Here is a 21,879-nt window from a genome sequence, read left to right on the forward strand (position 1 = left end):
GGCTCTCCTCACACGTTGGGGCGGTCCTTGCCGGCTGCCGCCTTGGCCATGGCCTCCAGCTGCGCGAGCATCGGCATCGGGTCGGTGCCCACCGTCCCGGGCAGGAAGTCGGCGATCTTCTCGGGCGTCCAGGAGCCGTCCGCGTACGCGGCGCGCAGTTCGCGCGGCTGCGCCCAGACGGCAATCTTCGGGCCGGCGACGGTGTACACCTGGCCGGTGATCTCCGCCGCCTTCGCCCGGTCGCTGAGCAGGTACGTCACGAGCGCCGCGACGTCCTCGGGTTCGCCGATCTCCTTGAGTTCCATGGGGACGCCCGCCGACATCCGGGTCCGGGCGACGGGTGCGACGGCGTTGGCGGTGACGCCGTACTTGGCCAGGCCCAGGGCGGCCGAGCGGACGAGGGAGATGATCCCGCCCTTGGCCGCGCTGTAGTTGGCCTGGGCGACCGAGCCCTGGTGGTTGCCGCTGGTGAAGCCGATGAGGGTGCCCGAGCCCTGCCTGCGCATGACGGCGGAGGCGGCGCGGAAGACGGTGAAGGTGCCCTTGAGGTGGGTGGCGACCACGGGGTCCCACTCCTGCTCGGACATGTTGAACAGCATCCGCTCGCGCAGGATGCCGGCGACGCAGACGACCCCGTCGACGCGCCCGTACCGGGTGAGCGCGGTGTCGACGATGCGCTGTCCGCCCTCCATGGTGGAGACGTCGTCGGCGACGGCGACGGCCTCGCCGCCCGAGGCCTCGATCTCCTCGACCACGGACGCGGCGATCTCGCTGGTGGGTTCGCCGCCCTCGATGCCCACGCCGTAGTCGTTGACGACGACCTTGGCCCCCTCGGCGGCGGCGGCGAGCGCCACGGCCCGTCCGATGCCCCGGCCCGCCCCGGTGACGGCGACGACCTTGCCTGCCAGGAAGTTCCCCACGCCCGACCCCTTTCCGCAGTTTCTGACGGACCGTTAGATTCTATGGGCCATCCGATGCCACAGCACAAGCCCCGGGAGTTGATGAGGCCATGACCTTGCCGGCCGAGTTCCACGACATCGCCCAGCGCGTCAACAACTGGCGCCGCTGGGGCGCCGCGGACGAGAGGGGCACCTTGAACCTGATCACCGACGCGGTGGTGCGCGCCGCGGCCGGCGAGGTCCGCACGGGCCGGCGGATCGCGCTGGCGCTCCCCCTCAAGGAGGACGGGGTGCAGGCCGGCCTGATCCCCGGGCGGATCAACCCGCTGCACACGATGGTGCAGATCAACCAGGAGCTGTTCGGTCCGGGCACGGTGGCGTGCAGCGACGACGCCGTGACGATGGGGCTCCAGTCCGGGACGCACTGGGACGCCCTCACGCACGTCTCGCACTCGGGCCGGATCTACAACGGCCGCCCGGCCTCCACGATCACCGCGCACTCCCGCGCCGGGTTCAGCGGCATCGACAAGGCCGGCGCCGTCGTCTCGCGGGGCGTCCTGCTGGACGTGGCCCGCGCCAAGGGCGTGGACCGACTGCCGGGCGACCACGCGGTGACCCCCGAGGACCTCGCGGAGGCGGAGGAGTTCGGCCGGGTCACGGTCCGGGCCGGCGACATCGTCCTGGTCCGGACGGGCCAGATCCAGGTGTACCTCGCCGGTGACAAGCACGGCTACGGGTTCCCCTCGCCCGGCCTGTCGCTCCGGACCCCCGAGTGGTTCCACGCCCGGGACGTGGCGGCCGTCGCCAACGACACCCTGACCTTCGAGATCTTCCCGCCGGAGATCGAGAACCTGTGGCTTCCGGTGCACGCGCTCGACCTGGTCGAGATGGGCATGCTCCAGGGCCAGAACTGGAACCTCGAAAAGTTGTCCACAGCCTGTGCGGAAGAGGGCCGGTACGCGTTCTGGCTCTCCGCGATGCCGGAACCCTTCGTCGGCGGCACCGGTACGCCGGTGGCCCCGGTCGCCGTCCTGTGACCTGTTCACCTCATCGCCCCGGCAGGAGGCTGAACCAGACCGCCTTGACGCAGGCGCCCTGCGCCACCACCGCCCAGTCGTCGGCGTGGGCGGCGACGAGCGCGAGCCCCCGCCCGCCGGTGGCCAGGAGCGGTGGGACACCGCCCGAGGGCCGCAGTTCGGGCGCGCAGTCGTACACGTACACCGTCGCGCGCTCGTAGAGCGCCACTTCGACGGTGATCTCGCGGGTATCGGTGTGCCGGTAGGCGTTGGTGACGACCTCCGAGGCGCACAGCCGCGCCCGCTCCGCCACCTCGGCCCACCCGGCCCCGCGCAGGACGGACACCACCCAGTCCCGGGCGATCCTCACCGTCCCGGCCCGGCTCGGCGCGACCATCCGATAGGTCGCCCCCTGCCCAGACCCCTCGCCGGCGGCCGTTAACGCGCTCGTGTTCGTCATCGCGATCGTCTCCTGACGCGGTACGGGTCCGCGCGCCTGCCCGCCGTCCGTGGCATCGGCCGCCCCCAGGTGATACGCACCCCAAGGCGCGTGTCAGCGGCTGCACTTCGGTCTCACGGGCCTGCGACGCGGTGTTGGAAGAACCGTAGGGGCAACTATGCACCGGTGCAACCTTGTCGGCGAGGTTGACGGGAGGCGGTGGACCCGTGGCGCGGATACCGGCAGACTCATGCCAGACAAGGGGAAGGGACACATGCCGCCGAGGGACAACCCGACCGCACGCCAGGCACGACTGGGTGCCGAGTTGCGGAAACTGCGTGAGGCGGCAGCGACGACGGCCAGGCAAGCCGCCGGTCTGCTGTCGGTCGACCAAGCGAAGATCAGCCACATCGAAGCGGGCCGCCTGGGCATCAGCGAGGACCGCATCAGGCGACTCGCGACCTTCTACTCCTGCGACGACGAGGCCCTGATCGACGCCCTGTGCGCGATCGCCAGGGAGCATCGTGGGCAGTACTGGTTTGACGAATATCGGGGCATCCTTGCCCCAGGATTCCTCGACATCGCGGAGCTGGAACACCACGCCGTAGCGCTGCGGTCGATGCAAAGCGTGACTCTGCCGGGACTCTTCCAGACCGAGAACTATGCCCGCGCCCTGTTTTCCGGCGTCACGCCGAGGCTTCCCGCCGCGGAGGTGGAAGCCCGGGTCGAGCACCGCATGAAGCGGATCACGGTCCTCGACCGGCCGAACCCGCCCCGGTTCGACGCGATCATCCACGAGGCGGCCCTGCGCATGCGCTTCGGCGGACGCGACGTAGCCCGCGAGCAGCTTGAACGCCTCATCGAGGTGTCGATGCGGCCCGCCATAACGGTCCGCGTGATCCCGTTCACGAACGAGGACTTCATCGAAGTGACGCAGCCCGTCCTCTACGCACACGGAGTCGTTCCACAACTGGACACCGTGCAGATCGACAGCGCCTTCGGCGGGCGCTTCCTCGACGCGGACGCCGATCTGCGCAAGTACCGCACGTTGTTCGAGATCGCCGAGAAGGCCGCCCTAGACCCAGAAGGGTCGCGGCAGATCATCCACCACATCGCACGAGAACTGTGAGAGACAGCGCCATGAGCACATCCATCAGCTGGCAGAAGTCATCCTTCTCCGGAGGCGGAGGCGAGAACTGCATCGAGATCGGCCGGAAGGCCGACGGCATCGTCTTGCGCGAGAGCGACGACCCCGAAGTGGTCATCACCACGAGCCCGGCCAAGCTCGCCGCCTTCATCCAGGGGGTCAAGGCAGGGGAGTTCGACCACTTCGCTCGCTGACCGCTTTCGCCCCGGCGGACACGCCCCTCGCCGAGCCCGGCGGGGGGCATACGACTGGGCATACATGCCCCGGTGCACCCTTGCCGGGGATCACGAAGTAGCGATACGGTCACTGTACGTTGTTGATGCTGCCCGAAGCGCAACAACGCCCTTGGCCTGCGCAGTCTTTGCCGTCGCCATCCGGTGGACCGGCTAGGGCGCGCCCCAGCTCAGGAGGGCAACCGTGCCCCCATCCGACCCCCTCACATGCCGACACGGGACAAAGTTGTCCCGCGTTCGGGACTGTACGGTCGCCATCCGCACCGGATACTGGTTCGAGGCGCTCTGCTATCCCGACGCCTACACCGAGGTGCCCGAGCTGCTTGATCGGCTCATGTTGGACACTCCCGAAGAGGCCGTCCGCCTGATCCGGACGCAGATCCGGACCACCCGCCCCTTCGCCCTGGCCCCCGCCGAGGTCGATCGGGCGCTCGCCTGGGTCGACGGTGGTGGCCGCGTTCAGGCCCTCGCGGCTCTGCACCGAGGTGAACCCGCCGGCTTCAGCATCGTCCTGCGCAGCGGCTTGCGCCCCGAATGGCGCGTACGCCCCGTCGACTACCTCTCGATGGCGCCCGCCCACTGACGCGACCGGCGGCGCGCCGCGAGGTGACCTACTGGGTGGCGGCGTACGCGCATGCACGCCCCGAGCGCGGCACGGCAGCCGCCACCCCACGACCCGCACTCGTCAAGGCAGGACCCTTGGCGTCCCCTCGCGACGAATCGCTCCACACCAGAGTGATCAACAGGTGACGAGCCGTCAACACCTCGTTAGAGGTACACGCGGGGTTCCCGGATCGGGGCAAAGAATTCGGCAGGCCTTTCCGGGGCGTCCTCGGCGCGGTCGGCGCCCGCTTCCCGCGCCCGGTCGATCTCGCACCAGATCCGCTTCCCCGCGCCCTCGCGCTGCCAGCCCCAGCGGTCCGCGAGCCCGTCGACCAGCTCCAGGCCGCGCCCGCCGGTGTCGTCGCCGGCGGCCCGCCGCCGGGCGGGCGCCCGGTCGCTGGCGTCCGCGACCTCGACCCGCACTCCGGGCCCCCCGAACAGCATCCGCAGCACGGCGGGACAGCCGGTGTGCACGACCGCGTTGGTGACCAGCTCCGAGATCAGCAGGATCAGCGTCTCGGCGAGCGGCTCGTCGTCCCCTATCCCGGAGCCCGCCAGCCGGGAGCGCGCCCACCGGCGCGCTCGGCCGACCTCGGCGGGGTCCGCTCCTACCTCAAGCTGAACCTGAAGCACCTGCACCGCTCACACCATCCGAACCGGCGGACACTTCGCCTCACGACGGAACGGGGTCACGGCCAGTGACCCCCTTGAGGAGCAGCATGGTTGACATACAGTCACCACAACAAGCGCTTCGGGCATATTCCAGCGCGAAGGAGTAGGCCTGGTGCATACTGTGCGACGCTCACGCCGCGGGGCCGCTCGCATTCGTGGGAGCGTACCGGAGCGCACCCCTGACTCCGGTCCGTAAGGGGGCGAGCGAAGGACACAAACCGATATCAACTCTCTGTAATCGGACATGAGTCCCGCCTCGTTCCCCCCGTGCCTCACGCGGACGACCCCAAGAGGTCGGCCGCCAACAGCTCCTCGGCCCGCGCCGCCGTCCGCCACTGCTCCGCGCGGACCCACGCCCGCTTCAGGTGGAGGTGCACGTCCGCCTCCCAGGTGAAGCCCATCCCGCCGTACACCTGGAGACAGTCGCGGGCCCCCCGCACCGCCGCCTCGTCGGCCAGCAGCTTCGCCGCCGCGATCTCGACGCCGTCCCCCGTCACGGCTGCCGCGTACACCGCCGCACGGGCCACCTCCGCCCGCACCAGCATGCCCGCGCACAGGTGCTTGACCGCCTGGAACGCCCCGATCGGCTGCCCGAACTGCTCCCGCCCTCGCGCGTGGTCCGCCGCCAGCTCCACCGTGCGCAGGGCGCTGCCGAGTTGGAGCGCGGCCGTCAGCAGCGCGCCCTCGTCCCGGTACCGGTCGACCTCCCGGTACCGGTCGGCCCGCCCCGCCCGGGCCACCCGGTGCAGCGGCGTCAGCGGGTCCACCGAGCGCACCGGCTCGCCCTCAGGCGGCTCGGGCGCCCCCAGGACCGCGTCGGCCTCCCCGAGATGGGCCACCACGGGCCCCTCCAGGTCGTACGCCGTCACCACCGTCGTCCCGGCAGCGGCGCCCGGCACCACCCCGGCCGCCAGGAACGTGGCCACCAGCGGCCCCGGCAGCAGGGCGCGCCCGGCCTCCTCGAAGACGAGGACGGCCTCCGCGAGCCCGAGCCCGACCCCGCCGTCGGCCTCCGGCAGCCGCAGCGCGAAGAACCCGGCCTCGCCCAGCTCCCGCCACAGGCGCCGGTCCACCGCGACGCCCGCCTCCACCGAGGCCCGCAGCGCCTCGCGCCCGTACCGTCCGGCGAGGAGGTCCCGTACGCCCGCCCGCAGGTCGCGCTGGACCCGGCTCGGCTGGAAGTCCACGCCGCTCACCGCCCCTTCGGCAGGCCGAGGACGCGCTCGGCGACGATGTTCCGCTGGATCTGGGAGGTGCCCGCGGCGATGGTGTACGACAGGGACGAGAGCCGGTCCAGGACCCACTCCTCGTCCAGCGCGAGCGAGCCCGCGCCGAGCACCTGCGCCGCGGCGTCGTACAGCTCCTGCCGCGCGTGGGAGTACGCCAGCTTGAAGACGCTGCCCCCCGTGCCGGGGACGCCGCCCGAGCGCTCCGATTCGCTGACGTTCCACTGCGTCAGCCTCCAGAGGGCGCCGAATTCCCCGTGGAGCCGTCCCAGGGTGCGACGTAGGACGGGATCGTCCCAGCGCCCGTTCTCCTTCGCGCTGCGGGCCAGCCGGGCGAGCGTGCGGCGGCAGGCCACCACCTCGCCGACGAAGGCGGTGCCCCGCTCGAAGGACAGCGTCACCATCGTGACCCGCCACCCGTCGTTCTCCGCCCCCACCCGGTTCGCCACCGGCACCCGGACCTCGTCCAGGAACACCTCCGCGAACTCCGCCGATCCCGCGAGGGTGCGCAGCGGCCGTACCGTGATCCCGGGAGCGTCCATCGGCATGGCCAGCCAGCTGATGCCCTTGTGCTTGGGAGCCCCCGGGTCGGTGCGGACCAGCAGTTCGCACCAGTCGGCGACCTCCGCGTGCGAGGTCCAGACCTTGGAGCCGGTGACCACGTAGTCGTCACCGTCGCGGACCGCGCGGGTCCGCAGCGACGCCAGGTCGGAGCCGGCGTCCGGCTCGCTGAACCCCTGGCACCACATCTCGTCGCCGCGCAGCACCGGCGGCAGCCAGCGCGCCCGCTGCTCGGCGCTGCCCTCGGCGGCGATGGTGGGCCCCGCGTGCAGCAGTCCGACGAAGTTCGCGCCGACGTACGGGGCGCCCGCCCGCTCCGTCTCCTCCAGGAAGATCAGGTGCTGGGTGGGGGTCGCGCCGCGCCCGCCCGCGTCGAGGGGCCAGTGCAGGCCCGCGTATCCGGCGTCGTACAGCCGGCGCTGCCAGCCGGCGTCGTAGGCGCGGCGGGCCGGCCAGTCGTCGGGGGACGGCTTGGCGGGCAGGGCGGGCAGTTCCTTGGCGAGCCACTCGCACAGCCGGGCGCGGAACTCCTGCTCCTCGGCGGTGTAGGTCAGGTCCACTGGCGGACCTCGTGGTGACGGTCGAGGTCCAGGCCCAGCATGCGGATGGCGTTGCCGCGCATCAGCTTGTAGACGGTCTCCTCGTCGAGGCCCTTCACGTGGTCGAGCGCGACGTCCTTGGTGTGCGGGAAGGTCGAGTCGACGTGCGGGTAGTCGGTCTCGAAGGTCGCGTTGTCGCGTCCGACGACGTCGAGCGAGGCGATTCCGTGCTTGTCGCGGAAGAAACAGCAGAACATCTGCCGGTAGTAGTACGTGGACGGCGGCTCGGGGATCAGGTCGCGGACCCCGCCCCAGGCGCGGTGCTCGCGCCACACGTCGTCGGCGCGTTCCAGAGCGTACGGGATCCAGCCCATCTGGCCCTCGCTGTAGGCGAGCTTGAGCGTCGGGAACTTCACCAGCACCCCGCTGAAGAGGAAGTCCATCATCGAGGCCATCGCGTTGTTGAAGCTGAGAGAGGCCTGCACGGCGGGCGGTGCGTCGGGGGACGCGGCGGGCATCTGCGAGGAGGACCCGATGTGCATGTTGACGACGGTGCCGGTCTCCTGGCAGACGGCGAAGAAGGGGTCCCAGTACCCGGAGTGGATGGACGGCAGGCCCAGGTAGGTCGGGATCTCGGAGAAGGTGACGGCGCGCACGCCCCGCGCGGCGTTGCGCCGGACCTCCGCCACCGCGAGGTCGATGTCCCAGAGCGGGATGATGCAGAGCGGGATCAGCCGGCCGCCGCTGTCACCGCACCACTCCTCCACCATCCAGTCGTTGTACGCGCGCACGCAGGCGAGGGCCACTTCCTTGTCGTGCGCCTCGGCGAAGGTCTGGCCGCAGAATCGGGGGAAGGTCGGGAAGCACAGGGAGGCCTCGACGTGGTTGAGGTCCATGTCCGCCAGCCGGGCCGCGGGGTCCCAGCACCCGCGGCGCATCTCCTCGCGGGTGATGCCCTCCAGGGTCATGTCGTCGCGGTCGAAGCCGACGGCGGCGATGTTGCGCTTGTACGGGAACTTGAGGTCCTCGTAGATCCACCAATCGGTCGGCGGCCCGTCGGGGTCCATGGAGATCACGTACTTGCCGCCGGTGTAGACGAGCTCGCCGATGCCCGCGGTGAGCGCCTTGGGCCCGCGGTCGCGGTACCGGGCCGGCAGCCACACCTCGAAGAGGTGGGCGGGTTCGATCACGTGATCGTCGACGCTGATGATCCGTGGCAGTTCCGTGTCCATGGTGTCCGGTGTCCCCTCGCCGCGTCCGACCGTATCTGATGGATCGTCAGAAACAAGCTAGCGTCGCCCGCTCTGGACCGGCAAGCGTCGGAGCCCTACGCTCTCGCCTGATCTGACGCATCGTCAGTGGGCGGGTGGGCCGAGGGGAAGGATTCGGGATGACGAGGAAGGACCGGGCGGCGGACTCCGAAACGGCGGCCGACGTCTACGCGGCGGCGGAGCGCGGGGCGGCGGCCGACGTCCACACGGCGACGGGGCGCGGGGCGGCGGCGGACGTCCACACGGCGACGGGGCGCGGGGCGGCGGCGGACGTCCACACGGCGGCGGAAACGGCGCGGGACCTCGGCGGCTCCCGCACCCTCTGGGAGCTCGTCGCCCGCCGGGCCGCCCTCAGCCCCACCACACCCGCGCTCATCGAGGCCGCCCCGGACCCGGCCGACGACCGCACCCTCACCTTCGGCGCGCTCCACGACCGTGCGGAACGCGTCGCGGCGGGCCTGTACGCGATGGGCGTCCGCCCGGGCACGGTCGTCGCCTGGCAACTGCCGACCCGGATCGAGACGGTGCTGCTCTCCCTCGCGCTGGCCCGGCTCGGCGCCGTCCAGTCGCCCGTCATCCCCTTCTACCGGGACCGGGAGGCGGGCTTCGCTCTGCGGGAATCAGGGGCGGAACACTTCGCCGTCCCCGGGGAGTGGCGCGGTTTCGACCACGCGGCGATGGCCGCCCGACTGGGGGCGCGTGGGGTCTTCCGGGCCTACGAGGACCTCCCGACCGGCGACCCGGCCGCCCTGCCCGCACCGCCCGCCTCGGGGACGGACGTGCGCTGGATCTACTGGACCTCCGGCACGACCTCCGACCCCAAGGGCGTGCTGCACACCGACCGGTCCCTGATCGCGGGCGGCTCCTGCCTGGCGCACGCCCTGCGGCCGGCGCCGGGGGACGTGGGCTCGGTGGCGTTCCCGTACGCGCACATAGGCGGCCCCGACTACCTGGTGATGCTGCTGCTGTACGGGTTCCCGGCGGTCCTGTTCGAGAAGTTCGCGATGCCGGACGCCCTGGACGGCTACCGCCGCCACGGGGTCACCATCGCCGGCGGCTCCACCGCCTTCTACTCGATGTTCCTCACCGAGCAGCGCAAGGACCCGGGTACGAAGCTCGTCCCGAGCCTGCGCCTGCTGGCGGGCGGCGGCGCCCCGAAGCCGCCGGAGATCTACCACGCGGTGGTCCGCGAACTGGGCTGCAAGCTCACCCACGGCTACGGCATGACCGAAGTCCCGATGATCACCATGGGGGACCCGGACGACACCGACGAGAACCTCGCGACCACCGAGGGCCGACCCCCGCAGGGCATGTCGATCCGCGTCACCACCCCGGACGGCACCCCGCTACCGCCCTCCGTCGACGGCGAGGTCCGACTGCGGGGCGAGGCGGTCTGCCGGGGCTACCTGAACGCCGACCGGTCGGCGGAGGCCTTCGACGCCGACGGCTACCTGATCACCGGCGATCTCGGTCACCTCACCCCGGACGGGCACCTGGTCCTGACCGGCCGCAGCAAGGACGTCATCATCCGCAAGGGGGAGAACATCTCGGCGAAGGAGATCGAGGACCTCCTCCACCTGCTCCCCGACGTCGCCGACGCCGCCGTCATCGGCCTCCCGGACCCGGAGCGCGGCGAACGCGTCTGCGCGGTGGTCGAGCAGCCGCCGTCAGCACCCCCGTTGACGCTGACGGCGGTCACCGCCCACCTGCGAGCCCAAGGCCTGTCCCCGCACAAGCTCCCGGAACAACTGGAACTGGTCGAGGCACTCCCCCGAAACGACGCCCTGCGCAAGGTGCTCAAGTACAAACTCCGCGAGCGCTACGCCTGAGGGCGAACGCGGCGCGCCGGCCTTCGAGACGAGGGTGGGGGGACTCGGAGACCGGCGGGGTCGGAGACCGGGTGGCGTCGGAGACCGCCGGGAGCGCTTGCGCGGTGAGGGTTAGATGTTCTTCAGGTAGCCGCTCTTGAAGCCGTAAGCGTTGGCGACGACCTGATGGCGCTTGTCGATCTCGACGCCGAAGCCCTTGTAGATGATCGAGCCCTCCCAGACGACCTCGCCGATGGCGTTGCCACTGGCCAGCTGGGCCTTCGGGACGCCGTGGCCGATGGAAACGGCGCCGTTGAAGTTGCGCTTGCCGCAGTCGGCGTGGTCGACCTTGTCGATCTTGGAACCGTTGGTGTGGTAGTTCACCCACAGGCTCAGCTTGGTGATGGTGATCCCGAAGATCTTCTGGCGGACGGTGTAGGTGGTGTCCCACCAGCCGGCGTGCAGCTTGCCCGCGGCCGAGACACCGGAGGCGTCGCCGGCGTCGGGGGTGAAGGTGGCCTCGCTGTCCCCGGCGATCTGGACGTCACCGTTCTTGAGGTTCACCAGCGAGTGCGAGGGCACGCCGTCGGTGGGGACGTCGGCGGCCTCTTCGAGCAGGGCCTTGAGGTTCTCGGGGTCCTCGGCGTAGTTGAGGAACTTCACCTGCTTGTCGTGACCCAGGGCGTCGAAGTCCCGCAGGGCGTCGGCCGCGCCCTCTTCCGTGCTGCTCTTGAGGGAGTTCTGGTAGGCGGCGATGCGCGCGCCGTCCTGCGAGATGAGCGAGGCGCTGGCGTTGCCGGTGCCAAGCAGCGCGGTGGAGGCGAGAACGGCGAGAACGGCTGCGGTACGGCGGGGGGTTATGACCTTTGACATGGCTGAGCGGAAGCCCTTCACGTTGGGGGGTGGCTTGCGAAACTCAGCTAACCAGCGGAACAAATCGTTCCCGCTCAACGGATGCTCAGATCTCGGATCTTACTCGCGCCAGGATGCGTACAGGCAGTAAATACCGCGCCACAGCTGGCAGTTGGGCGAAATGGTGCGCCGGCGTCCGTTGCCGTGGGCGCCGGCCACGCCGACCTCACCCCCCAGCCAGGGGCGGCCGGCGCCGTGGCCCTCCTCGACGAGCCGGCCGTCACCCCCGCAGACCCCGAGCGACGTACCGTCACGTTTGCTCGGACAATCGAGGCGATCCCCACGGCACGGGCCACCAGGCGACCGGCCGGAGCGAGTTTCTCGGTGGTGATCACGGCGGCCAGGGCCACCATGGCCCACAGGTTCATCACACCGAACGCCGCCAGCAGCACCCGAGGCAGGAGATCCCGTGGTGGGCTCCGGCACGCAGATCGCGCGAGGCCCTGGGGTACGAGGCGTAGCGCAGCCTCAGGCCGATCGGCGAACGGCACCTTGCCAGACAACGGTCTTTGAGAGGCAGTACGGGATCTACGGGATCTCGAAGATGTCCACCAAAGCCGAAGCCAGGCGAGGACGGTCGCCGCGAACACCGAGTCCTGTTCCCGTCCACGCAGGTCGAACGGCATCCACGCCTCGCAGCAAGGCGTTGTTCACTCCTCGTCCAAGGCGTCGAGCACCTCAGATTCGAGAGAAGTAATCGGCGTGCCCGATACGTGGTCTTCCCACCTGGTAAGACGCACTCGACTCGTAACGAAATCGACAAATCCGTTCTCGATGAAAAATCCGCCACCTCGCTCAAAAAGGATGAGGAGCGGTTCGAAGGGGTCCGGGAGGTGCGAGAACCGAGCCAAAGACCGCTCCGAGAGTGACGCCCAGTTGAGAGCCGCGTGGCAGATTTTCCCAACAAGCACCCCGCTCGCATACTCGGACAGGAACGCATCGAGTCGCTGCGCAACGTCCTCTTCCGCTTGCACATGCGGGTCGACCCGTCGAGCGATGTCGAAGAATGGCCAGTTTTCCGACTGACCCACCCCGAACAGTGGGCGAGGTTCGTCCTTCTGTAGATCTTGGACCCAAAGTGCAGCCCTGCGAAGATATTCACGCATCAGATGCGCTCGGGAGGTCCCGTGCTCGAAGCTGTATTCGGCGGCTCGCCAGTCAATCCCCGTGATGCGGTCGACCAGGTGGTTAGCGCGCTCATTGCTCACGGTAGATTGAAACCCTTCTTCGCTGCCTCGACCAGGACATCGAGGTTAGACAGGTCGTCGGCCAGAGTGAAATCTGGAATTTTTAGGCCCATTTTGGGCCAGAGAACCAGCGTGCCCTTCGCAGTTAGCGGGGCCCCTCGCATGGAGATCGGCGCCACGTCGTGTGCACCCCAATGGCCGTTTGACCAGTCACGGACGTCCGCCCAAGCCGACGGGTGGCCGGAGGTGAAAGGCACTCCTGCCTCCAGGAGCTTACTTTCCACGTACTCGTGGATCAACAGACCACGGAACGCCCCCTCCATATCCTTTAGCGTGCCCCTTTCTGCTCGCGTCCACAACATCGCGATCTCGTCGTAGGCCGTAAAATAGACACCTGATTTGAAATTCTCGGGGCCCGGACCGTTGTAGACGTCATGCTTCTCCATGAAGAGGTTATTCTTCGCCCGCTCCACTATTGCAGGGTCGATCCCATAGTTCTCGGCGATCTGCGGTACGTCGTCGGTCGATGCACGGATTCGGTCGTACACTGCGACGGCCGTGTCATCCGGCTTGAAAGCATAGTTGACTGGCTCGCTATTGTGGGTCCCGTAGTTCTCCGATTCATCGGCGCCATGCGGACCTACCTGCTCCTCCGGCTCCTCGGGGTGTGGCGTAACGGGGTCGTCACCGGCGTGGACGAGGCCGTCCCCGCTTTCGCCACCGGGACCGTCCGCATGACTGCCTCTCGGGCCCTCCGTATGACCTCCGTGGGACGGGCCGTCCGGGTGGCCGCCGGTTGGGGTGGTGTCGTGGGAGTGGGGGGTGTTGTCGCCTGCGCCGCCGGGGGTTTCGTGGCTGTTGCGTGGCGTGCCGTCCGGGGCGTGGCCGCCGGGGGTGTGGTTGCCGGTGTGGGCGGCGTTGTCGGCCGCGTGGACCGGGTCGGACATGTCGGAGCCGAGGCGGATGGCGTTGTCGGCGTTGTGGGCGCCGACGCCCACCAGGACGGGGGCCTCCACCTTCGGGGCGTGGGCCGTGGTCGGGCCGGTATCGACCTTGGCGTCCTCGGCGCGCTGGAAGAGGCTGCCGTCCTTCTTGTAGAGGTTGCCGTCCGCGTCCATGTATTTTGCGGGGCTGTCGTCGAAGGGCAGCTTGACGGTGCCCGGGGGCAGGGTCGCGGTGCCCTCGGGGAGTTTGATGGTGTCGTCGGGGAGCTTGATCGCGCCCTCGGGGATCGCGGTGCCGGACGGGAGGTGAATCGTTCCGTCAGGCAGCATCGTCGAGCCGTCGGGCAGGGCGAACGCGCCCTCGGAGATCTTCGGTATCTCGATCTTGCCGATGCCCTTGAGGCCGGCCATCACATCGCCGATCTTCGACAGGCCGGCGCCCGCGCCCTTGAACACGTACGTCATCGGGTCGATGGCCCGTCCGGCCTTGCCCGCGAAGGACAGTGCCTTCGCCGCGATGCCCGCCTTACCGGCGCCCGAGGCCGCCGCGCCGGCGCCGTCGGTGAAGATGGCGGTGACCACGTTGAAGGTGACCGCGCCGGCCGCCCGCGAGGGGTTCTCGCTCCATTGGTCCCACGCCAGCATGGCCTTGCCCGTCTCCTTCATCGCCGTACGCGAATCACGGAGCCAGGACGGGAGGTACTTGCCGGGCATCGCCATGTACACCGAACCGACGCCCGGGATGATGGCGATGGACACACCGGTGGCCAGCTTCGCCAGGCCCGTCCACGCCTGCTTCGTGGCGTCCCAACCGTCGAAGCCGACCAGTGTGCCCAGGCCCTTGATGGTGCCCCACACGCCGTCGACGATGACGCCCTTGCCGAAGTCGTAGGCGTGCTCCCACACCTGCCACCACGGCACCGACTCCTCGACCGCGTCACCCCACGGCAGCGACTTGGAGTGCTTGAGCGCCTCCGCGTCATAGCCGTACATGTTCGCGCCGTGCGAGCCGTCGTCGACCTTCAGCGGCGTCCCGCACACCAACGCCACGATCTTGTCGTACGCGGTGCGCTCCGCCGCCTGGAACTGCGACCATACCTCCGCGATCTTGTTACGCCGGTCGAGGTTCTCGTCGACCAGGTCGCCGTCCTCGTTCCACTTGTGGTCGCCGGAGACCTTCGACTTGAACGAAGCCGCCTCGATCTTCAAATCGTCGAGTTGCTTGACGAGCGGACGGATCTCGTTCGCGTACGAACCGAGCGCGCCCGCGATGGTGCACATGTCGCCGCTGAAGGACATCGTGATGTCCGCGACCGGCTTCGTCACGGCGAAGAGCTGCTCGGCCTCGGGCGCCTTGTAGTACGCCGACAGGCCACCGAACGTGGTGTGCACCGACGAGCCGGCGTTCGCCAGCGCCCCGCCGTCCCCCGACAGCGCCTTCACCTTCTCGTCCAGCACCGCCAGTTCACCGGTGAACACCGGCACCTCGGCCGGATTGACGGGATCGTTGTTGCTCACTTGCCACCCCCCGTGGCGTCCCGCAGCTCGTCCAACCGCACGTTCTTCGCCGCGTCCTGGGCGTGCTTGGCCGCGTCCAAGTCACCCTCGATGTACTCGTTCGTCGCCTTCGCCGCACCCAGCACCGCGGCCTGGATCCGGTCGACCATCGCCTTCACGTCCGGCTGGCGCTTCTCCAGGTACTGCGACAACGCCGCACCCACCGGACCCATCGTCCCCCGGTGCGCCAACGGCACCTGCCCCGTCGCCACCGGACCCTGCCGCGCCGCGTTCGGCACCGTCGCCGCCGAGCCGGGCACCGCCGTACCCGCCGCGTACGCGGCCTCCGACATGTGCCCCATCAACGCGTTCAGCGCCTTCTCCAGATCACCCGCCCGCTCACCGGTGAGCTTCAACTGCGACTGCACACCCTGCGGCTTGATGTCCCACGACGTCATGCTTCCCCCGTAAAACCGTCCGGCCCGACCGACTCAGCCGATGTTGTCGACCGCGGCCTTCGCCCGCGCGATCGTCTGCGCCGCCGTCGCGTCGTTCTTCTCCAACGTCGACTTCAACAACCGGATGATGTTCTTCACCTCTTGCGACGCGTTCTTCCACCGCAGCTCCTTGCCGTGGTACTCGTCCGCCACGCCATCCGCCGCGAAGTCCGACATCGCCGCCTTCACCTGCGCGTCCCGGGCATGAATCACCTGCTCCAACTGCCCGATCACGACCTGGATGTTGCCCTGCGCCTCGGTCGACGCCCCCGTGTCATACGAACGACGGTCCGTGCCACCGGCCATCACACATCACACTCCCCGTGTGGTTGAAAAGACTTACGACCCTCAGCGATCAGCGATCAGCGATCAACGGCCGGCGAAACGCGCCGCGTCGAAGTTCGCCGCCGACATCTGCTGCCGCGCGTTGTCACCCTGCTCGTGGTCACCGGTCCCGAAGGCCTGCTCCATCCCCGACTGACCACCCAAGATCGCCGACAACGCGGCGTTCAGCTCCTTCGTGATCCCGTCCGAGTGCTCCTTGAACGAGTCGAACGCGACCTTGCCCTGACCGTTGAACTTGCCCTCCAACGGATGCGCCGCCGCGATCAACTGCCGGATCAACGTCCCCAGATCCGTACTCGACGTCCGCGACCCCGACATCAGGCTCGTCAGGACCTGCGTCCCCATGTCGAACTTCATCCCACACCCCCGTCACGATAGAACGACCATCAATATGGCCAATACTCTCAACTACCTTGGTGCCAAGCCTTTCGAATATTGCGTCAGTGGCGGGAGTCGATTGCCGGTGGGGAGCCTCAGTCCCGGTCCAGGGCGTCGAGGGCGGCCGGGGCGAGGGAAGGGATCGGTGGGGTCGTCACGTGGTCTTGCCATGAGGTGAGGCGGACGCGGTGTGCCTCGAAGTCGACGAAGCCGTTCTCGATGAAGAATCCGCCGCCCCGCTCCAGCAGGAGGACGAGCGGCTCGAAGGGGTCCGGCAGGGACGGGAATCCGCGCAAGGACTCGTCGGGAAGCGACGCCCAGTGGAGGGCCGCGCGGCTTACCGCGCCGACGAGGAAACCGCTCGCGCGCTCGGACAGGAACGTGTCCAGCCGGGCCACGACGGCCGGTTCGGCGCGCACCCGCGGGTCGACGTGGCGTGCGATGTCGAAGAAGGGCCGGTTCTCCGGTCGGCCGACGTCGAAGATCGAGCGCGGATCGCTCTCCTGTAGCTCCCGCGCCCAGAGCGCTGCTCTGCGGAGGTACTCGCGCATGAGCCGGGCCCGGGACGCGCCGTGTTCGAAGTCGTACTCGGCGGCCCGCCAGTCGACGGCGGCGAGGCGGTCCACCAACCGGTTCGGGCGCTCACGGGTGGCCGAGCTCGGTCGCCCCCGCCCGGCGCCGGTGGGCGGCGTCACTGGCGGGCGCGGCGGGCCGGGCGGGGGGTGTCGGAGGGGGCGTCGAGGGCGCCCTGCGCGAGAAGGCCGAGGATGCGCGTCAGGGCCTCGCGGTCGGTGGGCGGCAGGGAGCCGAGGGCGTCGGCGTGGACCTGGTCGACGATGCGTTGGCTCTCGGCGGCGACGACCGCGCCCCGTTCGGTGACGGCGATGACGCGGGCCCGCCGGTCCTTGGTGGAGGGGCGGCGCTCGGCCAGTCCGGCCTTCTCCAGCGCGTCGACGGTGACGACCATCGTCGTCTTGTCCATGTCGCCGATCTCGGCGAGCTGGATCTGCGTCCGCTCTTCCTCCAGCGCGTGGACGAGGACGCAGTGCATGCGGGCGGTGAGCCCGATCTCGCCGAGGGCGGCGGCCATGCGCGTGCGCAGGACGTGGCTGGTGTGGTCCAGGAGGAAGGAGAGGTCGGGCTCGGTCCGGGCGGGTGCCATCGCGGTCATGGGCCCCAGCCTAACAACTAGGTCCGCGATAAATCGTCTGCAACGAAACCATCTGCTACGGTCTCACCATCGCTCGTTCTTCCGCCGCTCACCGGAGAGAGACAGACCGATGTCCACCCTCACCCGCATCCCCCTGACCGCCGCCCGAGGCCCGCGCTCCCGCTGGACCGCCCTCGCCGTGCTTGCGACCGGCGTCCTGATGACCGTCCTCGACGGAAGCATCGTCACCGTCGCGATACCCGCCATCCAGGACGACCTCGACTTCACCCCCGCCGGCCTCAGCTGGGTCGTCAACGCCTACCTGATCGCCTTCGGCAGCCTCCTGCTCCTCGCGGGCCGGCTCGGCGACCTGATCGGCCGCAAGCGGATGTTCCTGGCCGGGACCGGCGTCTTCACCGCCGCCTCGCTCATCGCCGGGTACGCGGCCTCCCCCGCCGTCCTGCTGGCCGCGCGGTTCCTCCAAGGCGTGGGCAGCGCCATGGCCTCCGCCGTCAGCCTCGGCATCCTCATCACCCTGTTCACCGAGCCCCGCGAACGGGCCAAGGCGATAGCCGTCTTCTCCTTCACCGGCGCGGCCGGCGCCTCGCTGGGCCAGGTGCTCGGCGGGGTCCTCACCGACGCGCTCGACTGGCACTGGATCTTCTTCATCAACCTGCCGATCGGGGTCGCCGCGCTGCTCCTGGCGCTCCCCTCGATCCCCGCCACCCCCACGGCGCCCGCCGGCGCCGTGGGGGTGGGAGGCCGCCCGAGCCTGTGGGCAGGGGCCGACGTACTCGGCGCGGTACTCGTCACGGCCGGGCTGATGGCGGGCATCTACAGCGTGGTCAAGGCGGAGGAGTACGGCTGGTCCTCCGCGCGCACCCTCGGCCTCGGGGCGCCGGCCCTGGTGCTGCTCGCGGCCTTCACCGCGCGACAGGCGACGGCCCGCACCCCCCTGATGCCGCTGCGGATCTTCCGCTCCCGAGTCGTCGTCGGCGCCAACCTCGTTCAGATGCTGATGGTGGCCGCGTTGTTCTCGTTCCAGATCCTCGTCGCCCTCTACTTCCAGAAGGTGCTGGGGTACGGGGCCGGTGCGACGGGTCTGGCGATGCTGCCGGCCGCCCTGGTGATCGGCGCGGTCTCGCTGGGCGTCTCGGCCCGGCTGAACTCCCGCTTCGGCGAGCGCGCCGTCCTGTCGGCCGGGCTCGGCCTGCTCGTCGTGGCTCTGGGTCTGCTCACCCGCCTGCCGACGCACGCCGACTACGTGCGGGACCTGCTGCCGGTGATGCTGCTCGCCGCCGGCTTCGGCCTGGCCCTGCCGGCGCTCACCACCCTGGCCATGTCACAGGCCGGCGAACAGGACGCGGGGCTCGCCTCCGCGCTGTTCAACACCACCCAACAGATCGGCATGGCCCTCGGCGTGGCCGTTCTGTCCACTCTGGCGGCCTCCCGCACCACCACCCTGGCCGCCGCCGGCCGGACCCCCGCCGAGGCGCTCACCGGCGGCTACCACCTGGCCTTCGGCGTCGGGGCCGGCTTGCTGCTCACCGCGATGGTCATCGCCGCGACGCTGCTCCGGGGAGAGCGCCGCGGCTGATGTTCCACGTGAAACCTCGCGCCGTCCCGGGTCAGGCGTCCGGGGCGGCCACACCGCAGTAGCCGGCGAAGGCCGTGAGGATCTCCTCCTCCGAGATCCGTCCGTCGCCGTCCTCGTCGAGGCCCGTGGCGATCTGCGCCGCCAACTCCGGCGGGGTGCCGAGCACGCGCAGGACACGGGTGGCGGCCGCCGGGGAGGCACCGGCCGCCGAGCCGTCGTCGGAGGCCACCGCGATCACCGCGCGCAGGAACGGCCGGGCGATCTCCGCGAAGCGCTCCGGGTTGTCGCGCAGCCGCTTCACCGCACCCGTCACGAACTCCTCGCGCGACACCCGCTGGTCACCGTCGACGTCCGCGATCCCGGCCATTCCCTGCCAGAACGCCTCGGCGCCGGCGAAGACGGACTGACCCTTGTCCGATCGTGCCCGGACACCGAATTCGGCCAGCACGGCCCGCGCGGCGACGCTGAAATCCTCGCGGTCGATGTAGCCGGACCCGTCCTGGTCGAAGGTGGCGAATCGGGAGGCGATCTTGCGCTCGTACTCTGCGCTGTCCATATTCGGCGTTCCGCCTTCACATGTGCGTGTGGGTGCAGTTGAGGTGCCGTCAAGAGACGCGGTCGAGGAGTGCCGTCAAGCACCTTACGAGGCGCGGTTCAAGACAAGGCAGGAGCGTACGGCCTCGGTGGCCCGCACGTTAAGCCGAGCCGTCAGGGAGATGGCCGCATCGAACCCGCGCACGGGAAGCGCGGCGGGGCGCGTACAGATGTGCCTATGCGGGCGTCATGTTCCTTTCGTGCGGTGACGTCATGTTCCTTTCGCGCGACGCCCGATGCCGGTACCACGACGGGCACACTTCCCGGGCGGGCTTCGCCCAAAAACGGGCGCGTCCCACGTGTGCCGACTACATTCGTCGGGTCGACACACGGCTGGGAGCTGGAGGCTGGGGGCACTATGCCGAAGGACGTACCACCGCGCTGGGACCGCCGCATGCAGCAACGCCTCGCCCGCGGTGAGGCCGCCGCGCTCGGCGAGCTGTACGACCGGTTCGCCTCGCTCGTGCACAGCCTCGCGCACCGGGTGCTGGGTGACGAGACGGCCGCGGACCGGATCACCCGTGAGGTGTTCGGGTACATCTGGGAGAACCCGGACGCCTACGACCCCAAGCAGGGCTCCCTGCGTTCCTGGGTCGCCCGGATCACCCAGGGCCAGGCGGTGGCGCGGCTGCGCCAGGCCGAGCTGGGCCGCGGCTCCCGCGAGGAGCTGGAGCAGAAGGTACGAAGCGCCAACGCCGCCGCCCGCGCGGACTACATCGTCACCTCGATGCCGGCGCCGCTGCGCTCCGCGCTGGAACTCGCGTACTTCAAGCGGCGCGACTACCGGCAGGCCGCCGCCGACCTCCAGATCAGCGAGGACGAGGCGCGGCGCCGGCTGCGGCTCGGGCTCCAGTTGCTGTCGACCGCCAACGCCCTCCCACGGGAGGACACCGCCCCGCCCGGATACGGCCCACCCGGATATGGAACGCCACGATGACCGGACCCGCCGAAGACGTGCCCGACGACGGTTACGAGCGGCCCGTGGGCGGTGCGGCGCGGATACCGGGCCCGCGCGGGGCCGCCGACGACCTCGACCCGCTGCCGAGGCCCCGGCCCGCGCCGGAAGCCGCAGCGGCACCGGAGATCCCAGCCGCGTCGGAGCTCGTGGCGGAGACCGTGGCGGAGACCCTGGCCGCGCCGGAACCGCCGCCCACGCACGCCGTACTGAAATCCCTGCTCGGGGCTTGGGCGCTGGCCGCCTGCTCCGCCGAGGAGACCCAGGCGGTGGAGGACCACCTGACCGAGTGCGCGCCCTGCGCGGATGAGGCGCTGCGGCTGCGGGACGCCGTGGGGCTGCTGCACCCGGAGGAGAGCCTGGACCTGAAACCGCTGCTGCGCTCCCGGGTGCTGGAGGACTGCCTGGGCAAACGCCCGGCCCGTATCCCCGTCCCGGCGTGGGCGACCCCGTACGACACGGAGACCGCGCGGCTCGACGCCCTGCTGCGGGACTTCGGGGACTCGGAGTGGCACACCCCCGTACGGCTCAAGTGGTTCGAGGAGGAGCGGCGCCTGTCGCGGCGCACCACGGTGGCGGGTGTGATCGGTCATCTACTGACGGTGGACGGGCTCGTCGCGACGGCGCTCGGCCTGGACGATCCGCTGGGCCCGCAGGCACCCCTGGGCGGTACGACGGAACGCACCGAGTTCTTCTGGGACTCCGCGCGGCACCCGACCACCCGGCAGGTCCGCGAGCCCTGGCGGGAACAGGGGCACACCCTGGTCCGTACGGTCTCCTTCGCGGGCCACGGCGTGGCCGAGCTCGCGGTCGACTACGGGGGCTTCGCCCTGCCGCTGGGGGACGCGTTCCTGGAGCGGGCCTTCGAGTGCTGGGTGCACGCGTGGGACATCGCGGAGGCGGTGGACTACCCGTACGAGCCGCCGTCCGGGCCGCACCTGCACCGCATGATCGACCTGGCGGCGCGGCTGCTGCCGGGCGCGCTGGCCGAGCGGCGCCGCGCGGGTCTGGCGGGGCCGGCGCGCGGCCTGGTCGCGGCGGGCGCCCCGGGGCGGACCCTGCACCTGGAGATCGAGGGCGCGGGAGGCGGCGGTTGGGACATCGCACTGGACTCACCGGCGGCGAAGCCGTCGTCGGACCACACGGTCGCGGAGATCGCGCTGGACGGCCTGGAGTTCTGCCAACTGGCCGCCGGGCACATCTCGCCGGAGGAAGCGGCGGCCGGCCAGCACGGCGACCGCGAGGCCATCCGCGACGTCCTCTTCGCGGCGGCCTCCCTCAGCCGCCTCTAGTGCGGCCGTCTGTGGCTCGCCGCCTGTGACGCCGTCGTCCGGCGGCGCCACAGGCGGCTGAAACAGCTCACGCGGCTCAGACGGCTCCGGCCGCTCCAGCCGCTGGCCGCTGGCCTT

At 70.2% G+C, this 21,879-nt stretch carries 23 protein-coding genes and 1 pseudogene; 8 read left to right on the forward strand and 16 right to left on the reverse strand.

Translation table 11 applies throughout. From position 1 onward, the window contains the following. Positions 1–8: 8 nt before the first annotated feature. Complete coding sequence (locus ACV7NM_RS14445) at positions 9–920, reverse strand: SDR family oxidoreductase (RefSeq protein WP_463410664.1); 912 nt, start codon at positions 918–920, stop codon at positions 9–11. 89 nt (positions 921–1,009) lie between these two features. Between ACV7NM_RS14445 and ACV7NM_RS14450 the strand changes: the two genes are divergently transcribed. Beyond that, complete coding sequence (locus ACV7NM_RS14450) at positions 1,010–1,936, forward strand: cyclase family protein (protein WP_463410665.1); 927 nt, start codon at positions 1,010–1,012, stop codon at positions 1,934–1,936. A 10-nt stretch (positions 1,937–1,946) separates the two neighbouring features. Here ACV7NM_RS14450 and ACV7NM_RS14455 read toward each other — a convergent pair whose 3' ends face one another. Continuing rightward, positions 1,947–2,312 (reverse strand): ATP-binding protein, encoded by a 366-nt coding sequence (locus ACV7NM_RS14455; protein ID WP_463410666.1) that lies wholly within the window; start codon positions 2,310–2,312, stop codon positions 1,947–1,949. Positions 2,313–2,628: 316 nt separating this feature from the next. Here ACV7NM_RS14455 and ACV7NM_RS14460 point away from each other — a divergent pair, with 316 nt between their 5' ends. From ACV7NM_RS14460 to ACV7NM_RS14470, 3 genes are all read left to right on the forward strand, one after another. Beyond that, positions 2,629–3,483 (forward strand): helix-turn-helix domain-containing protein, encoded by an 855-nt coding sequence (locus tag ACV7NM_RS14460; RefSeq protein WP_463413945.1) that lies wholly within the window; start codon positions 2,629–2,631, stop codon positions 3,481–3,483. A gap of 11 nt (positions 3,484–3,494) precedes the next feature. Beyond that, a complete protein-coding gene (locus tag ACV7NM_RS14465; protein ID WP_463410667.1) occupies positions 3,495–3,695 on the forward strand; it encodes a DUF397 domain-containing protein in 201 nt (66 codons plus the stop codon). A gap of 265 nt (positions 3,696–3,960) precedes the next feature. Further along, positions 3,961–4,317 (forward strand): hypothetical protein, encoded by a 357-nt coding sequence (locus ACV7NM_RS14470; protein WP_463410668.1) that lies wholly within the window; start codon positions 3,961–3,963, stop codon positions 4,315–4,317. A 185-nt stretch (positions 4,318–4,502) separates the two neighbouring features. Here the strand turns inward: ACV7NM_RS14470 and ACV7NM_RS14475 are convergent, their stop codons facing one another. From ACV7NM_RS14475 to ACV7NM_RS14490, 4 genes are all read right to left on the reverse strand, one after another. Beyond that, positions 4,503–4,976: an ATP-binding protein gene (locus ACV7NM_RS14475; RefSeq protein ID WP_463410669.1), complete on the reverse strand. Its 474-nt coding sequence runs from the start codon at positions 4,974–4,976 to the stop codon at positions 4,503–4,505. A 305-nt stretch (positions 4,977–5,281) separates the two neighbouring features. Then, a complete protein-coding gene (locus ACV7NM_RS14480; RefSeq protein WP_463410670.1) occupies positions 5,282–6,196 on the reverse strand; it encodes an acyl-CoA dehydrogenase family protein in 915 nt (304 codons plus the stop codon). Positions 6,197–6,201: 5 nt separating this feature from the next. Beyond that, on the reverse strand, positions 6,202–7,356 hold the full coding sequence (locus ACV7NM_RS14485) for an acyl-CoA dehydrogenase (protein ID WP_463410671.1): 1,155 nt from the start codon (positions 7,354–7,356) through the stop codon (positions 6,202–6,204). Further along, entirely contained in the window at positions 7,347–8,567 is a 1,221-nt protein-coding gene (locus tag ACV7NM_RS14490) for an amidohydrolase family protein (protein ID WP_463410672.1), read from the reverse strand. The genes ACV7NM_RS14485 and ACV7NM_RS14490 overlap by 10 nt, the downstream gene beginning before the upstream one ends. 158 nt (positions 8,568–8,725) lie before the next feature. Between ACV7NM_RS14490 and ACV7NM_RS14495 the strand changes: the two genes are divergently transcribed. Continuing rightward, on the forward strand, positions 8,726–10,435 hold the full coding sequence (locus ACV7NM_RS14495; protein WP_463410673.1) for a class I adenylate-forming enzyme family protein: 1,710 nt from the start codon (positions 8,726–8,728) through the stop codon (positions 10,433–10,435). Between the two features lie 111 nt (positions 10,436–10,546). Here the strand turns inward: ACV7NM_RS14495 and ACV7NM_RS14500 are convergent, their stop codons facing one another. The 9 genes and pseudogenes from ACV7NM_RS14500 to ACV7NM_RS14540 form a co-directional block, all read right to left on the reverse strand. Continuing rightward, positions 10,547–11,287, reverse strand: a complete 741-nt coding sequence (locus ACV7NM_RS14500) for a hypothetical protein (protein ID WP_463410674.1) — start codon at positions 11,285–11,287, stop codon at positions 10,547–10,549. Between the two features lie 74 nt (positions 11,288–11,361). Further along, positions 11,362–11,936, reverse strand: a pseudogene (locus tag ACV7NM_RS14505) (DUF2182 domain-containing protein). Positions 11,937–11,976: 40 nt separating this feature from the next. Next, positions 11,977–12,534 carry a hypothetical protein gene (locus ACV7NM_RS14510; RefSeq protein WP_463410675.1) on the reverse strand — a complete coding sequence of 186 codons (558 nt, stop codon included), beginning with the start codon at positions 12,532–12,534 and terminating at the stop codon, positions 11,977–11,979. Further along, entirely contained in the window at positions 12,531–14,975 is a 2,445-nt protein-coding gene (locus ACV7NM_RS14515; RefSeq protein ID WP_463410676.1) for a hypothetical protein, read from the reverse strand. Before ACV7NM_RS14515 ends, ACV7NM_RS14510 begins: the two co-directional genes overlap by 4 nt. Beyond that, positions 14,972–15,412: a DUF6507 family protein gene (locus ACV7NM_RS14520; RefSeq protein WP_136213609.1), complete on the reverse strand. Its 441-nt coding sequence runs from the start codon at positions 15,410–15,412 to the stop codon at positions 14,972–14,974. Before ACV7NM_RS14520 ends, ACV7NM_RS14515 begins: the two co-directional genes overlap by 4 nt. Before the next feature lie 33 nt (positions 15,413–15,445). Beyond that, positions 15,446–15,757 (reverse strand): pore-forming ESAT-6 family protein, encoded by a 312-nt coding sequence (locus ACV7NM_RS14525; RefSeq protein ID WP_463410677.1) that lies wholly within the window; start codon positions 15,755–15,757, stop codon positions 15,446–15,448. Positions 15,758–15,820: 63 nt separating this feature from the next. Further along, entirely contained in the window at positions 15,821–16,153 is a 333-nt protein-coding gene (locus tag ACV7NM_RS14530; RefSeq protein WP_463410678.1) for a hypothetical protein, read from the reverse strand. Positions 16,154–16,269: 116 nt separating this feature from the next. After that, the gene (locus ACV7NM_RS14535) at positions 16,270–16,800 is read right to left on the reverse strand and encodes a hypothetical protein (RefSeq protein ID WP_463410679.1); all 531 of its coding nucleotides are present in this window, start codon (positions 16,798–16,800) and stop codon (positions 16,270–16,272) included. Between the two features lie 65 nt (positions 16,801–16,865). After that, a complete protein-coding gene (locus ACV7NM_RS14540) occupies positions 16,866–17,345 on the reverse strand; it encodes a MarR family winged helix-turn-helix transcriptional regulator (RefSeq protein WP_463410680.1) in 480 nt (159 codons plus the stop codon). 109 nt (positions 17,346–17,454) lie between these two features. Here ACV7NM_RS14540 and ACV7NM_RS14545 point away from each other — a divergent pair, with 109 nt between their 5' ends. After that, positions 17,455–18,921, forward strand: a complete 1,467-nt coding sequence (locus tag ACV7NM_RS14545; protein ID WP_463410681.1) for an MFS transporter — start codon at positions 17,455–17,457, stop codon at positions 18,919–18,921. Positions 18,922–18,952: 31 nt separating this feature from the next. On the opposite strand, the gene ACV7NM_RS14550 is transcribed toward ACV7NM_RS14545, so the two are convergent. Continuing rightward, positions 18,953–19,477: an EF-hand domain-containing protein gene (locus tag ACV7NM_RS14550; protein WP_463410682.1), complete on the reverse strand. Its 525-nt coding sequence runs from the start codon at positions 19,475–19,477 to the stop codon at positions 18,953–18,955. Between the two features lie 396 nt (positions 19,478–19,873). Between ACV7NM_RS14550 and ACV7NM_RS14555 the strand changes: the two genes are divergently transcribed. Beyond that, positions 19,874–20,452 (forward strand): sigma-70 family RNA polymerase sigma factor, encoded by a 579-nt coding sequence (locus ACV7NM_RS14555; protein WP_136217034.1) that lies wholly within the window; start codon positions 19,874–19,876, stop codon positions 20,450–20,452. Continuing rightward, entirely contained in the window at positions 20,449–21,762 is a 1,314-nt protein-coding gene (locus tag ACV7NM_RS14560) for a maleylpyruvate isomerase N-terminal domain-containing protein (protein WP_463410683.1), read from the forward strand. The genes ACV7NM_RS14555 and ACV7NM_RS14560 overlap by 4 nt, the downstream gene beginning before the upstream one ends. Positions 21,763–21,879: the final 117 nt, after the last annotated feature.

Source organism: Streptomyces sp. Tek67B01, assembly GCF_055231995.1.

Bases quoted from the DNA above. Each gene is read 5' to 3' on its own strand.
- ACV7NM_RS14450 (WP_463410665.1), top strand. From the start codon at position 1,010: ATGACCTTGCCGGCCGAGTTCCACGACATCGCCCAGCGCGTCAACAAC.
- ACV7NM_RS14455 (WP_463410666.1), bottom strand. From the start codon at position 2,312: ATGGTCGCGCCGAGCCGGGCCGGGACGGTGAGGATCGCCCGGGACTGG.
- ACV7NM_RS14460 (WP_463413945.1), top strand. From the start codon at position 2,629: ATGCCGCCGAGGGACAACCCGACCGCACGCCAGGCACGACTGGGTGCC.
- ACV7NM_RS14465 (WP_463410667.1), top strand. From the start codon at position 3,495: ATGAGCACATCCATCAGCTGGCAGAAGTCATCCTTCTCCGGAGGCGGA.
- ACV7NM_RS14490 (WP_463410672.1), bottom strand. From the start codon at position 8,567: ATGGACACGGAACTGCCACGGATCATCAGCGTCGACGATCACGTGATC.
- ACV7NM_RS14495 (WP_463410673.1), top strand. From the start codon at position 8,726: ATGACGAGGAAGGACCGGGCGGCGGACTCCGAAACGGCGGCCGACGTC.
- ACV7NM_RS14500 (WP_463410674.1), bottom strand. From the start codon at position 11,287: ATGTCAAAGGTCATAACCCCCCGCCGTACCGCAGCCGTTCTCGCCGTT.
- ACV7NM_RS14520 (WP_136213609.1), bottom strand. From the start codon at position 15,412: ATGACGTCGTGGGACATCAAGCCGCAGGGTGTGCAGTCGCAGTTGAAG.
- ACV7NM_RS14525 (WP_463410677.1), bottom strand. From the start codon at position 15,757: ATGGCCGGTGGCACGGACCGTCGTTCGTATGACACGGGGGCGTCGACC.
- ACV7NM_RS14530 (WP_463410678.1), bottom strand. From the start codon at position 16,153: ATGAAGTTCGACATGGGGACGCAGGTCCTGACGAGCCTGATGTCGGGG.
- ACV7NM_RS14540 (WP_463410680.1), bottom strand. From the start codon at position 17,345: ATGACCGCGATGGCACCCGCCCGGACCGAGCCCGACCTCTCCTTCCTC.
- ACV7NM_RS14545 (WP_463410681.1), top strand. From the start codon at position 17,455: ATGTCCACCCTCACCCGCATCCCCCTGACCGCCGCCCGAGGCCCGCGC.
- ACV7NM_RS14550 (WP_463410682.1), bottom strand. From the start codon at position 19,477: ATGGACAGCGCAGAGTACGAGCGCAAGATCGCCTCCCGATTCGCCACC.
- ACV7NM_RS14555 (WP_136217034.1), top strand. From the start codon at position 19,874: ATGCCGAAGGACGTACCACCGCGCTGGGACCGCCGCATGCAGCAACGC.
- ACV7NM_RS14560 (WP_463410683.1), top strand. From the start codon at position 20,449: ATGACCGGACCCGCCGAAGACGTGCCCGACGACGGTTACGAGCGGCCC.